We start from the raw sequence: 12,892 nt of genomic DNA, 5'->3' as shown, positions 1-12,892 counted from the left end.
TCAGCGGCATAGTACCATCTACCTATGTCAAATATGATTAACATGCTCACTATCAATCATTTATTTGTTGAACAAATCCATTTAAATACGACTCTAAAGCTTGATGCCGCGCCTTCATGTAGCGTTTTTTCCACAGATTACTTATCAAAAAAATCCCCGACCTTCCACAGTCGGGGATTTCATCTAGCCAATACTGGCATTGACTACTTATTTCTTCTTAAGGTCGTCAACGCGGTCATCAACGCCGTCTTTCACTTTTTCGATGGCCTTTTTGGTTTTGTCCCAGTTCGCCGCCGTTACCTGATCGAGTTCCTTAAGCAGGCCCGTGAGGGTAGCGCGTTCCTGTTTTAGCTTAGTCAAGTTGGCTGTCAGCGTTGTTTTGGCGCTGGAAGTAGCGGTTTTCAGATCGCGCTCGAAGGTGGCCGTTTTCTCGTCGATGTCTTCAAGCTCACGGTTGATCTCCTTGCGCATATCGTCGCGGTCGGTATCCCAGGCTTTCTTGAAGTCTTTCCGGGCCGAGTCAAGGTCGGCCTGTTTGTCCATTACCTCCTGTTTGGTGCCCCCGGCCTGTTCAGTTTCAGTCACTTCCTGCTTGGCTTCTGCCACGTCGTCGGCCTTGTCTTTTGTCTTCGATTCGCAGCCCGACAGGGTAGTGCCCAGGGCCAGGGCCACTATTGCGGCCAGGTAGGTTAGCTTTTTCATAACGTTGTCGTTTAGCCTATTGGCAGTTTGAACCAGCCAGTTTTGACCGTCAGAACCGCCTTTCCTACTAACTTTGGCTACGGCCAAAGGTTCTGCATCCTGAGCTACCGACCGCTCAAACAAGCCAATACCACCCCCTTACGATGTACATCGATAAAATAGAAATTACCAATATCCGCGCCATTGAACAGTTCGAAATGACGTTCACTCAGCACGCTGGTTGGCACGTATTAATCGGAGAAAACGGATCGGGAAAATCATCTTTTGTGAAGGCTGTAGCGGCTTGTTTAATAGATGATGAATCACCGGCCGTTAGGGAGAATATGTTCGAATGGCCAAGAGATGCAGATAATACTAGTAGAATTAATATTGAGTTTATAAAACCTCATATTAGCTACAAGTTAGATTTTATTTCTCTACCATTATCTCAATCTGCTATACGTCTTTTTACAGGAAACTCTACGCCGATTCCTAAACAGGAATTCTCAATGGCTTTTGGTCCTTTTCGTCGATTTACAGGTGGTAGATCTGAAGACGCAAGCATTTTTAAATCACATCCTAAAGCAGCAGCCCATTTATCAGCTTTCGGCGAAGATATAGGTCTAACAGAAGCGCTTACATTCATCCGCGAGCTGTACATACAAAAAATAGATAACAAGTCTGATGGCAGAGAATTGGCCGGAATTGAGCGATTTGTTAATGAATCAAATTTGCTTCAGCCGGGAGTAATAATCGAAAAGGTTGATTCAACTGGCATTTTCTTTCGTGACGCCAATGGCAATTCTGTACCGGCAACTCAACTGAGTGACGGGTACAGGTCAATACTTAGCCTGACGTTCGAAATGTTTCGCGAAATGGTTCGTCTTTTTAGCGTAGATAAAGTCTTTGCTAATATTGAAAAAGGTGAGATGATTATTGATACTGAAGGTGTCGTTTTAATTGACGAAGCAGATGCGCATTTGCATCCTACCTGGCAAACGCGGATTGGACAGTGGTTTGTCGAGCATTTTCCGAATATTCAATTTATCGTCACCACCCACAGCCCGCTGATTTGTCGGGGTGCCGAAAAGCGAGGTTCCATCTGGCGGTTGGCGGCACCGGGCAGTGATGAACAATCAGGAGAGATTACGGGCATTGAGCGCGACCGGCTGATTTACGGTGATGTGTCGGAAGCCTACGGTACGGGGGCATTCGGTGACAATGTAAATCAGGGCGAGGCGGGTGTGAAACTGGCCCAAGAAGTGGCTCGGCTTAACGTGAAATCAGTCAAAGGCACCATTACCAAAGAAGAGCAACAGCGGCTGTTCGAGCTTCGTGCTAAACTCCCCACCGCCGGATGATTCGTCTTTATCCTCCTGCGTTATCCCAGCCAACCGCAGATTCTCTAGTCGCATACGGGCAACAAGTAGTTGACGCAGGCAATTACACTGCGCAAGTAGCCGAAGCAGCCAAACGCTTCAAGCAATACAATACGCAGCAGAACAGAGCTTTCGCAGAAGTTAGGAAACACCTGGGCGACATGTGCTGCGGACCACGCCGATGCCATTACTGCGAAGACAGCGTTGCCGACGAGGTAGAGCATATGGCCCCTAAATCGCTGTATCCCGACCGTGCCTTCTCCTGGGATAACTATTGCTACGCCTGCGGCCCCTGTAATGGCCCAAAAAACAACAAGTACACCGTGTTTAGGCATAGCAATCCTGATAGTTTATACAAGATTCCGCCTCATCCTGATAAAGCGCTTGTGCTATCGCCACCACCGGCTGGGGTAGACGCGTTAATTGACCCGCGACGTGAAAATCCGCTTGCCTTCATGATGTTGGATTTGGGGGGCGGGGCGCTAGGATTTCGATTCAGTGAATTAGACGATGATCCTGATTCACGTGATTTTAAGCGGGCTAATTACACGATTGAGGTGCTTCATCTGAATACACGAACAGAACTTGTTAGGGCGCGTCGATTAGCTTACACGAATTTTCGTGCTCGATTGCAGGCGTATATACACGAACGAGATAACGGAGCAACATCGACGCATTTAGCTGATTTACAGCAACATATTCAAGATGAGAGCCATCAAACCGTCTGGCAGGAGATGAAACGGCAGTACCACATCATACCTGAACTGACTAGGTTATTCGCAGAGGCTCCAGAAGCACTCGGTTGGTAATCATCCCCAATGTTTTTCCTTTTTATAGAGCAAAGGTACGAGTGCCGCGTGCCGTAGGTACGCCATGTTTGTAGCCCAAGGGGGTAGTTGCGCGAGTGCGTATAGCGTGCCATAGGTACGCCACAACAGAGACGTGGTGGTCGCGCCTACGGCACGCTATACGCACTCGCGCAGCTACCCCCTTGGGCTACAAACATGGCGTACCTACGGCACGCGGCATCCCCCATTCATCTCACCATCTCCCATCCTTCTGTACTCCCTCTCCTCCTCTCCTCCCACCCTCCTTTCCTCCTTCTTTTTTCGTACCTTTGCACCCTGATTCTTAGAAAAGTACCAAATGAACAGAGAGCAGGAAATAGCCCGTCGGCGTACGTTTGCCATCATCAGCCACCCCGACGCCGGCAAAACCACACTGACCGAAAAACTGCTGCTCTTCGGCGGGGCCATTCAAACCGCTGGAGCCGTAAAATCCAATAAAATCAAGAAGTCGGCCACCTCCGATTTCATGGAGATCGAGAAGCAACGGGGTATCTCCGTAGCCACCTCGGTAATGACCTTCGATTACGACGGCAAGAAGATAAACATCCTCGACACGCCCGGACACAAAGATTTTGCCGAAGATACCTACCGAACCCTCACCGCCGTCGACTCCGTTATTCTGGTTATCGACTGCGTAAAAGGCGTGGAAGAACAGACCGAACGACTCATGGAAGTATGCCGGATGCGCGACACACCGGTGATCATTTTTGTGAATAAAATGGACCGCGAAGGCCGCAACCCGTTCGACCTGCTCGACGAGCTGGAAGAGAAGCTGACCATCAAAGTGCGCCCCCTGACGTGGCCCGTTAATATGGGGTCCGACTTCAAGGGTGTCTATAGCCTCTACGAGAAAAAGTTATATTTCTTCCGCGTCAATAAAACCAAAGTAGAAGACGACGTGCTGCCTATCGACATTGACACGCCGGTGCTCGATGAAAAGGTGGGTGCCCGCGATGCCGCCCAACTCCGCGAAGATGTGGAGTTGATTGAGGGTGTCTATGATCCGTTCGATGTGGAAGCCTACCGCGCCGGGCAGATCGCGCCGGTGTTTTTTGGGTCGGCGGTGAACAACTTTGGCGTGAAGGAACTGCTTGACGGCTTCTGCCAGGTGTCGCCCGAACCCATTGCCCGGCCTACCGACAAGCGCGTGGTAGAGCCGGAAGAAGCCAAATTCAGCGGCTTTGTCTTTAAGATCCACGCCAATCTCGACCCCCGCCACCGCGACCGGATCGCGTTTCTGCGGGTGTGTTCGGGCCTGTTTGAGCGGGGCAAGTTTTACCACCACACCCGCCTCGACAAAGACGTGCGGTTCTCCAGCCCGTTTAGCTTCATGGCCGACGCCAAAGCCGTGGTGGAAGAGGGTTTCCCCGGCGACGTGATTGGCCTCTACGACACCGGCACATTTAAGATTGGCGACACCCTGACCGAAGGCGAAGACCTTCAGTATCAAGGTATTCCGAGTTTTTCGCCGGAGCTATTCAAGGAGCTTGTCAACCTCGACCCGATGAAAACAAAGCAGTTGGACAAGGGGATTCAGCAGCTCACCGACGAAGGCGTAGCGCAGTTATTTACCCTTGCCCTGGGCAACCGCAAGATTGTAGGCACGGTGGGCGAACTGCAATTTGAAGTGATCCAATACCGCCTCGAACACGAGTACGGTGCCAAGTGCCGGTGGGTGCCCATGAACACAAGCCGCGCCTGCTGGATCACGTCGGATGACAAAGTAAAGCTCGACGAGTTTATCCGCCTGAAGGGCAATCAGATTGGCTATGACAAGGACCAGAACCCCGTATTTCTGGCCGAATCGGACTGGATGTTGCGGATGAATCAGGACAACAACCCGGCCATTACCTTCCACAAGACGTCGGAATTCAAGACGGAGATGGTGTGAAGGGAGTAGCAGTGGATAGCGGTCTGACCGGTCCGCCAGTGCGGTATCGGGGCAGTAGGCACTGCTACTTATTTAGTTTCACTGTGAAAAGGTGATTAAAAACGGGCCGTTCACGCGGTTTCAGGTGTAGAGCGGTCGGATTCGTACGTTGTAATGGGGTAAACCAAAACAAATCTACGATTATGAAAAAGTTGATCCTGTTTGCCGCCCTGTTGATTGCTGGTACGTCCATCTCATTTGCTCAGGATGACGCGGCAAAGGCGGCGAAGAAAGAAGCCAAGCAGATGAAGAAAGAGGCTCGCCACATGAAGCATGAAGCGGGTAAAATGGATGATCCTGCGGCTAAAAAGGAAGCCAAAATGGAGAAAAAAGAAGCCAAAAAAATGAAGAAAGAGGCTGCCGATATGAAGAACTAGTGTCTTCTGTTGGTATCTATAAAAAAGGGATCGGCCAATGGCCGATCCCTTTTTAGTTTCCATGCAATCCGCTTCAGGCTGTCGCTACCTTGCGACGAGCCGCCAGCGGGTGCGGCGACATGGGCTTGTGTTCATCGAGGTTAATGACGTGAAATTCGCCACCGGTCGCCTTACTACTCTGCTGATTTGTGTGATGTTTCACAACGCGTTTCCGTAGGTACCCAACTCGGCAGGCTGCTAGTGGCTGGCGTGGGGAGTTGTATAGGTCTTTTCTGAATAGGTTGACGGTTGACTGTTATTCCATGAATGTCGTTTTTTTACTTGTGGTATCTGCCTGTAGGCCAGTAGGTTTGTGAAGAAACATAAACCGCCACAAACATGAAAACGTCTATTGGTATCCTGCTATCCGCACTGATTACCCTTTCTGCCTTCGGTCAGCCAACTGCTAAACGTACGCCGCGAACGTACCTGTTCGTTCACGGCGCGTGGGGTGGGGGCTGGGAATACAAAACAGTAGATTCGCTGCTGCGGGTGCAGGGCGACAAGGTATATCATCCCACCCTGACGGGGCTTGGCGAACGCGTCCATTTAGCCAACCCCACCATTAACCTGAGCACCCACATCACCGATATTGTGAATGTGTTTCAGTTTGAAGACTTGCACGATGTTATTCTGGTGGGGCACAGCTACGGCGGCATGGTGATTTCGGGGGTAGCCGAGCAAATTCCTGACCGGATTAAACAACTGATTTATCTGGATGCGTTTGTGCCGAACAATGGCGAAAGTTTATTCGCTTCGCGTGGGCCAAATGGCGATGCTATGACCAGGCCGCTCACCAAAGATGGGTTTGTTGGCTATCCGTTTGGACCGGTCAAACCAGTACCCCCAACCGATGTGCCGCAACCCTTGAAGACCTTCAGCGAGCCGCTACCAATCAGAAATCCGGCTGTCCCGAAGATTCCGACGTCGTATATTCTGATGACCCAAAACGGAGATATACAAAAAGCCGGATTTGCGCCCTTTGCCAAACGAGCCAAACAACGTGCCTGGCAAATTTTAACCCTGGAAGGGGGGCATTATGCCATGCGCGACCAGCCCGCCAACTTGGTCCAATTGCTGGAAAAATGTAAGTAGCTTTAGCCGTTGCTGTTGTTCTGAAACCCGACAAGGCTATGATTTATCAGGAAATACAGCCCTGCCCTGCTTTACAGCCTTTTGTGCGAAACTACTTGCTGGTTCACTTTGACCACTTGCCAGATAATCAGCGTGTTAAGCCCTATCCGACCCGAATTGAACAGGCACTTGTGTTTTTCGCCAAAGGGCGTATCAGATCGCACGACCCACTAACGAACACCACGACCAACATTGCCCCAAACGCCCTGTTTGGTCAGCACGTTTCCCGGCTCAACTTTCACACCTTTACGGAGCCTGATTTCCTGATGTTGATGGTTATTTTTCAGCCGGGAGCAATGCATCGGTTGCTGGGTTTTTCGAGCCACGAACTCACGCAGGAATTTTGTGATGCCGAAGCGGTGATGAATGCCGGGTTGCAGTCGGTCAATGACCAGATTGCGAATTCCCCCACGTACCCAGCCATGATTGAACGGGCCGAAAACTACCTGCTCCGAAAACTGAGAACGATACGAATTGACGCACACCCCATCGACCGGATTGGCGAGTTGTTGCTACATAACCCAACGCCGTTTTCGCTGGATTGGCTGGCTGACCAGGCCAATTTAAGCCCCCGCCAGTTTGAACGAAAATTCAGCGAACGGATGGGCATCGGACCGAAACTGTACAGCCGCATTAGCCGGTTTTACCAGACGTTCGACTATAAAGAAAAGAACCTGGCTACCGACTGGCTCACGGTGGCAATTCAGTTTGGCTACACCGATTACGACCATTTGGCAAAAGATTTCAAGCAGTTCACCCACGTTACGCCAAACCTGATTCTGAGAGAATACGCCCAGCGACCGGAGATGGTTGTGAATCTGTGATAGGCTAGAATATCCTACCGTATGTTCATTGAAGGAAAGCGATTTTCGTCAATTGACTCTTCGTCGGCCATAAAAGTATAGTAATCCAAGAACCCCATTACTGGGGCTTCACGTTCACATACAGCGTGTCGGTGTTTACGCCGGTGAAGATGCCGAGGCCGTTAACCACCGTGGTGGGGGGCGTGGCGATGTTCTGGGTGCTGGTGCTGTTTTGTTTATACAGCGCGGCGTAGTCAGGGTTGAGGTGAAACAGCACCATCCGGTGGCGACCGTAGTACTGAAAACTCTGCCCCCGCACATCGTCGAAATCGCTTTGGGTGGGCTGATTGCGGAAACGGCGATTTTGTTGCAGGGGCCGGTTGGGGTTCACGTTCTGGTTAATCAGCACCGGCGTGGCTTCAATGTTATCCACCACCACAAAATAGTAGTCGGCGGTGGGGTTTTGCCAGCTTAGGCGTACGGCTCCCTGCTGCTGCGGCCCGCCCCCGCCACCCGGTCCACCACCGGGGCCGCCCTGTACAGGGACCGTGCGGATTAACTCGATCACGTCCTGGGCGTAGCCAACGGGTTTGGCGGGCATCTGCGTGGTGGCTGTGACGCGCTGACCGAGGTAGTCGAATGCCAGGGTGTAGGTCTGCCCCAGGCGCGGCATCACGTCGGCGGCGCTTTGGTAGAGGCCATCACCGATGTAGCGGAGGGCGTAGGTAGCGGTGTTGCTGCTGATTTTCAGGGCCAGTCCGGCAATGGGTTGACCCTGCCCGGTGGTGTCGGCGTTGAAGGGGATTTGCTTGGTCACGTGCACCGTCATGGGCTGTCCCGGCGCGAGGTAGGCTTCTACCACGGGCTTGTCGTCGGGGGCTAGCGTCGTGACGGTTTCCTGACAACCGAGCAGGGGTATCGACGCAACGAGGATTGGGGCGAGTGTGCGATATAGGTTCATCTAGCGAAGGCGGTAAGAAAAGGTGAGGTTGGGCGTAAGGCCCAGGTACGTGACGTCGGTAACGACCAGCTGACTGTCGCCGCCGTCCTGCACAGAGGTGAATTTCTTGTACCAGACGTTCTGCCGGTCCAGCACATTGAACACCGATACGCCGAGGCTGCCGTGGCCGAAATTATACGTTGCCGAAAGATCAAGGCGCTGATAATCAGGGAATCGGTTCGCGTTTTTGGCCGATGGGTTAGTAAATGTTTTGCTCGTGCCGTCAAGGAGCTTCACGCTGTATTCGCCCACGATAGAGGTGTAGGGTTTGCCCGTGGCGTAGATGAACGTGGCCGCCAGGTCGAGGCGTTTGTAGCGGAACGTGTTGATGGATTTAAACTCGTGGCGCACGTCCTGATTGGCGTAGTAGGGCTGGTCGCCAAACTGGGCAATGCTGCTTTTGGCCTGAGCATAGGTGTAGCCAATCCAGCCGGTGTAGGCCCCGAATTTCTTCTGTACCAGCACGTCGACGCCCCGCACGGTACCGGTGCCGTTGAAAAACGTTTCCTGCGGCACCAGCCCCCGGCCAATTTGCGGGGCAAAACGCAGGGTGTATTCCGTCACGCCGCGCAGGTCTTTGGCGTAGGCCTCTATGTCGAGCAGGTAGCCCGCCGTTTCGTAGGAAGCCCCCGCGATGTAGTGCCAGGCCGACGACACCGGCAGCGACGGCGTACCCGACAGCAGCCAGAACGTACGGTTTCCCTGCGAAATATCTTCGCGCGTAACCTGCTTGATAAACTGGTAATACTGCCCCGTGGCGGCCTTCAACCGCAGCCGGTTGTTGACCCGATACGACGCCGATAGCCGGGGTTCGGCGTAGAGTTGCCCCGTCACGCCATACTGCGTGGCGCGCAGGCCGGGCGTGAGAATCAGCCTGTTATCGAGCAGCGACAGCCGGTCCTGCACGTAGGCGGTGAGCAGGTTGCCCCGGTCGTTTTTGCCCAAAACAGTCAGCGTGTCGTTTTGTTTATAGGCGTAGTCGATGGCGAGGTGCGAAAACTGAATACCCGTTTCGATTTGCTGATTGGCCGAATACTGCCACGTCAGGTCGGTTTTCAGCGACTGATCGATAAGGTTGTTATCTTCCAGCGTACCAAAGTTGGCATTGTTGCGGTTGCCGTTGGGGCCGCCGCGCTGAATAGACACCTGATTGGAAATGTTGCGCTGACTGTAGTAGTTGGAATAGCTCACCAGCGTGTTGGTATAGAATCGATCTGACCACCGCCGCGACCATTTCAGGCTGCCCCCGGTGTTGCCCCAGTTCGAAAGATCAGTGTTGGTGAGCGACCCACCCGTAATACCCGGTTGACCACCCTGCCCACCCCGCCCAAAGGCCGGGAGGTTGATGCTCTGCCCATTGTCGAGGTAGTCTTTGCCGTTATAAACACTGAGTGTGATTTGATCCAGGTCGGTGGGGCGGTAGGTGACACGACCATTAAAATCATAGAAATAGGAGGCCACCGTTTGGGTAGTAGACAGCAGCCCGCCCCGCCCCTGCCGTTGTGGCTGCACGCTTTGCGTGGTCTGAAACTGGTCGAACAGCTTGGTATACAATGGCCCCTGAAACGACCGCCGACCCGCTACCAGCACCGATATCTTGTTGCCAATGGGGGCTTCGGCAAAGAGGTTGGCACTGAGCGCACTCACATCACCCCCCACATTGACGGCCTTGCGGCTACCTTCTTTCCCCGTCATTTCGGCCACGCCCGACAGCCGTCCGCCATATTTAGCACCGAAGCCGCCCTTCTGTAACTGTATGTCTTTCAACGCATTATAGTTAAACGCCGAAAAAAAGCCATACAGATGGTCTACCTGATAGACCGTGAAGCCGTCGAGCAGCACCAGCGTCTGGTCAGGCGTGCCACCGCGGACGTAGAGACCCGCCGACGATTCGTTGGCGGCACTCACGCCGGGCATCAGTTGCAGGGCGCGGAAAGGGTCGCGTTCGCCCACGTTGGGCAGTTTGGTGAGGTTGCGGGGCGTGAGCTGAATCATACCGATGGTTTCGGCGGCGCGCATGACCTCGGTTTTTTGACCGCGCACCTGCACCTCCTGCAAGTCGGTCCGGTTGGGGTCAAGCTCAATCGTCAGCCGCCGCGCCGATTCGCCTGGCACCAGGGGCAGCGTGGCATCTTTGAAACCGATATAGCTGACTTCCAGCGTACAGGTGTCGCTCGGCACATTGAGCAGCGTAAAAAAACCATCGACATTGGTTTGGGCAATCTGCCGCGTGCTGCGTACCCGCACGTAGGCGAAGGGCAGGTTTTCGGCGGTGGCAGCGTCGGTCACGCGGCCCGACACGGTCAGGTTTCGCTGCTGCGGCACCCGCTTAGTGCGCATGGGTGGCAGGTCCTGTGCGTGGGCCGAAACGGCCAGTAAAACAGATAAAAAGACAAGTAGCGGTTTAGTCATAGCCTACAAGATTACAGCGCGAAGAACGTACTTTTCATTACGGGAAATGCCCACGTTCTGTTGCAGATTCTACCGACACATCAGGGTTTTAATAGCCACAAGGAGTTTGATATTTGATGTTGGCTACGCGCAGTAGTGGGCTTCGCGCTGTAGGGGCTGACGCGCAGCAACACACACCTATTCCCGATGCCTTTTTTTAAACTGAAGGGGATTTTCGCCCGTGACGCGGCGGAATATTTTGTTGAAATAGGACAGACTCTCGAATCCACTGGCTTCGGCCGTTTCAGTTACGGTATGGTTGGTCAGGAGTAGTTTTTGCGCCTGATTGATACGAAACTGATTCAGCAACTGCGTGAACGTGAGGCCTGTCATGCGCTTGATGTAGCGACAGAAAGCAGCCTCTGTCAGGTTGGCCACGGCGGCAATTTCGCCCAGGGCAATGGGCCGCTGAAACTGCTCTTCTACGTACTGGTATACTTGCCGAAGGCGCTGCTGTTCGGCCAGGTTGTACTGCCCCACCACGGGCTTGCCGTGCAGCGACGTGGCCTCCGGGCTGGTGGCGAGTTGCTGGAAAATGGTCAGCAGGGCCATAATCCGCTCGAAGGGTTGCAGACCGGGCAGCTGCTCGAGTTGCGCCCCCACCTTCGCCTTGGTTTCACCCGAAAACGACAGTCCCGCCCGCGCCGCGTCGAACAGGCGACTGATGGCCGCAAACTCCGGTGCCCGGCCAATCAGTTGCCCTAAAAAGCCCTCGTCGAGTTGCACAACCACTTTTCGGTAGTCGGTCGTTACGCCATAGTCAAAATTGAGGTGGGGAATATTGGGGCCGATGAACACGAGGTCGCTGCCTTCGTAACGCGAAATATGGTCGCCCACGTGCCGGGTGCCGCTGGCTCCGTCGATGAAGACCAGTTCATATTCGGGGTGGTAGTGCCAGAGGAAGACGTTTTCCAGGTGGGGCGTCAGCAGGATATGGAACGAGCTGTCGGCGTCGGGGCGGATTTGTTCGAGGGCTAGTTTCATGGGTGGTAGTGCTGGCAACGAGAAGCCACGCGGAGCGCTAATCTCCACATTTTTGCTCTTCAACCATCCTTTCATTCCTATCAACAGCAATATCGTGCAAAAACGGGTCATTCGTGTGCTAACCTTGCCACCTATTGATGGCGTAGATTTGTACTATTCAATCACAGCAAAATCAAACACGGCTATGCAACCGACCATGACGCCTATCATGATTCCCGACAATGCCCACACCGACATTCCGGGAAACCCCTCTACCGCCACCAGCAGCAAGCAGGCACTAAATGACCGCTCAAACCGTGGCTATGGACCGGGCGCACCTCTTCGCGTTTTGTCAGAAGCAGACTGGACGTTTTGGAAAGAAAATGGCTACGTGATCATCAAGCAGGCCGTGCCCCGCGAACAGGCCGACCGGTTGGCCCAGCTGCTATGGGAGTTTGAAGAAAAAGATCCCAACGACAAGGCCACCTGGTATGCCCCGCCCCGCGCCGAGATGCAGATGAAAGAACTCATCGGCAGCGGCATGGTGGAACTGTACAACCACCAATACGAGTGGGACAACCGCCAGACGCAGCGCGTGTATGATGCCTTTGTGGACATCTGGGGCACCGAAAAACTCTGGGTCACCATCGACCGCGCCAACCTGAACTTCCCCGTCTCGCCCGACCAGCCATTCAAAGGCTTTATTCACTGGGATTATGACCCCGAAACCCGTCCCCAGAACGTGCAGGGCGTGTTGGCCCTGGCTGACCAAACCGATGAGAACATGGGTGGTTTCCAGTGCATTCCTGAACTCTACCGCACCTACGACACCTGGAAACTGACCCAGCCCGAAGACCGCAACCGCTTCCGCCCCGACACCACTGGTTTCGATATGGTGAAGGTGAAATTGGAAGCTGGCGATCTGCTGATCTTCAACAGCACCCTGGCCCACGGCATCCGGCCCAACCTGACCGACAATAAGGTGCGCATTGCCCAGTACATTTCTATGATGCCCGCCCAGCCCGAAAACGAACCCCTGCGGCAGTGGCGCATCAACTCGTGGCGCAACCGCCAGGCCCCCGAAGGCTACGCATTCCCCGGCGACCCCCGCAACTGGGAAAAAACCCGCTACCAAACGGCTGAACTGAGTGAGTTGGGAGAGAAGTTGTTAGGACTGCGAGCGTATTGATGTACGACTTACGATGTACGATGTACGATTTACGATTTTTGCTGACGCAAGTGTAGCCCGGACGCGGGACCGCCCCCGCCCTAAAGGGGGCCCGCTGG

The 12,892-nt window shown here is 53.6% G+C and carries 12 protein-coding genes; 7 read left to right on the top strand and 5 right to left on the bottom strand.

Annotated features, from left to right (window positions below; translation table 11 throughout):
* Positions 1-207: 207 nt before the first annotated feature.
* Positions 208-702, bottom strand: a complete 495-nt coding sequence (locus tag J2I48_RS00055) for a hypothetical protein (RefSeq protein WP_207333335.1) — start codon at positions 700-702, stop codon at positions 208-210.
* A 143-nt stretch (positions 703-845) separates the two neighbouring features.
* On the opposite strand from J2I48_RS00055, the gene J2I48_RS00050 reads away from it, so the two are divergent.
* The 4 genes from J2I48_RS00050 to J2I48_RS00035 all read left to right on the top strand — a co-directional run bounded on the left by J2I48_RS00050 (position 846) and on the right by J2I48_RS00035 (position 5,215).
* Positions 846-2,042, top strand: coding sequence for an AAA family ATPase (locus J2I48_RS00050; RefSeq protein WP_207333334.1), 1,197 nt, complete (start codon positions 846-848; stop codon positions 2,040-2,042).
* Positions 2,039-2,869: an HNH endonuclease family protein gene (locus J2I48_RS00045; RefSeq protein WP_207333333.1), complete on the top strand. Its 831-nt coding sequence runs from the start codon at positions 2,039-2,041 to the stop codon at positions 2,867-2,869. The genes J2I48_RS00050 and J2I48_RS00045 overlap by 4 nt, the downstream gene beginning before the upstream one ends.
* 337 nt (positions 2,870-3,206) lie before the next feature.
* Positions 3,207-4,799 (top strand): peptide chain release factor 3, encoded by a 1,593-nt coding sequence (locus J2I48_RS00040; protein WP_207333332.1) that lies wholly within the window; start codon positions 3,207-3,209, stop codon positions 4,797-4,799.
* Between the two features lie 182 nt (positions 4,800-4,981).
* Positions 4,982-5,215, top strand: coding sequence for a hypothetical protein (locus tag J2I48_RS00035; RefSeq protein WP_207333331.1), 234 nt, complete (start codon positions 4,982-4,984; stop codon positions 5,213-5,215).
* A gap of 73 nt (positions 5,216-5,288) precedes the next feature.
* Here J2I48_RS00035 and J2I48_RS28415 read toward each other — a convergent pair whose 3' ends face one another.
* On the bottom strand, positions 5,289-5,417 hold the full coding sequence (locus J2I48_RS28415; RefSeq protein ID WP_262899078.1) for a hypothetical protein: 129 nt from the start codon (positions 5,415-5,417) through the stop codon (positions 5,289-5,291).
* Positions 5,418-5,593: 176 nt separating this feature from the next.
* Here J2I48_RS28415 and J2I48_RS00030 point away from each other — a divergent pair, with 176 nt between their 5' ends.
* The gene (locus J2I48_RS00030) at positions 5,594-6,349 is read left to right on the top strand and encodes an alpha/beta fold hydrolase (protein ID WP_207333330.1); all 756 of its coding nucleotides are present in this window, start codon (positions 5,594-5,596) and stop codon (positions 6,347-6,349) included.
* Between the two features lie 38 nt (positions 6,350-6,387).
* A complete protein-coding gene (locus tag J2I48_RS00025) occupies positions 6,388-7,212 on the top strand; it encodes a helix-turn-helix domain-containing protein (RefSeq protein ID WP_207333329.1) in 825 nt (274 codons plus the stop codon).
* 97 nt (positions 7,213-7,309) lie between these two features.
* On the opposite strand, the gene J2I48_RS00020 is transcribed toward J2I48_RS00025, so the two are convergent.
* The 3 genes from J2I48_RS00020 to J2I48_RS00010 all read right to left on the bottom strand — a co-directional run bounded on the left by J2I48_RS00020 (position 7,310) and on the right by J2I48_RS00010 (position 11,626).
* On the bottom strand, positions 7,310-8,152 hold the full coding sequence (locus J2I48_RS00020) for a DUF4249 family protein (RefSeq protein ID WP_207333328.1): 843 nt from the start codon (positions 8,150-8,152) through the stop codon (positions 7,310-7,312).
* Positions 8,153-10,603: a TonB-dependent receptor gene (locus tag J2I48_RS00015; protein ID WP_207333327.1), complete on the bottom strand. Its 2,451-nt coding sequence runs from the start codon at positions 10,601-10,603 to the stop codon at positions 8,153-8,155. It abuts the gene before it with no gap.
* 177 nt (positions 10,604-10,780) lie between these two features.
* A complete protein-coding gene (locus tag J2I48_RS00010) occupies positions 10,781-11,626 on the bottom strand; it encodes an AraC family transcriptional regulator (RefSeq protein WP_207333326.1) in 846 nt (281 codons plus the stop codon).
* A 184-nt stretch (positions 11,627-11,810) separates the two neighbouring features.
* Between J2I48_RS00010 and J2I48_RS00005 the strand changes: the two genes are divergently transcribed.
* Entirely contained in the window at positions 11,811-12,794 is a 984-nt protein-coding gene (locus J2I48_RS00005; RefSeq protein WP_207333325.1) for a phytanoyl-CoA dioxygenase family protein, read from the top strand.
* The last annotated feature ends 98 nt before the right edge of the window (positions 12,795-12,892 follow it).

The organism is Fibrella aquatilis, assembly GCF_017353255.1.
In the GTDB taxonomy this organism is placed as follows: domain Bacteria; phylum Bacteroidota; class Bacteroidia; order Cytophagales; family Spirosomataceae; genus Fibrella; species Fibrella aquatilis.
This window is presented reverse-complemented; position numbering and strand designations above follow the sequence as displayed.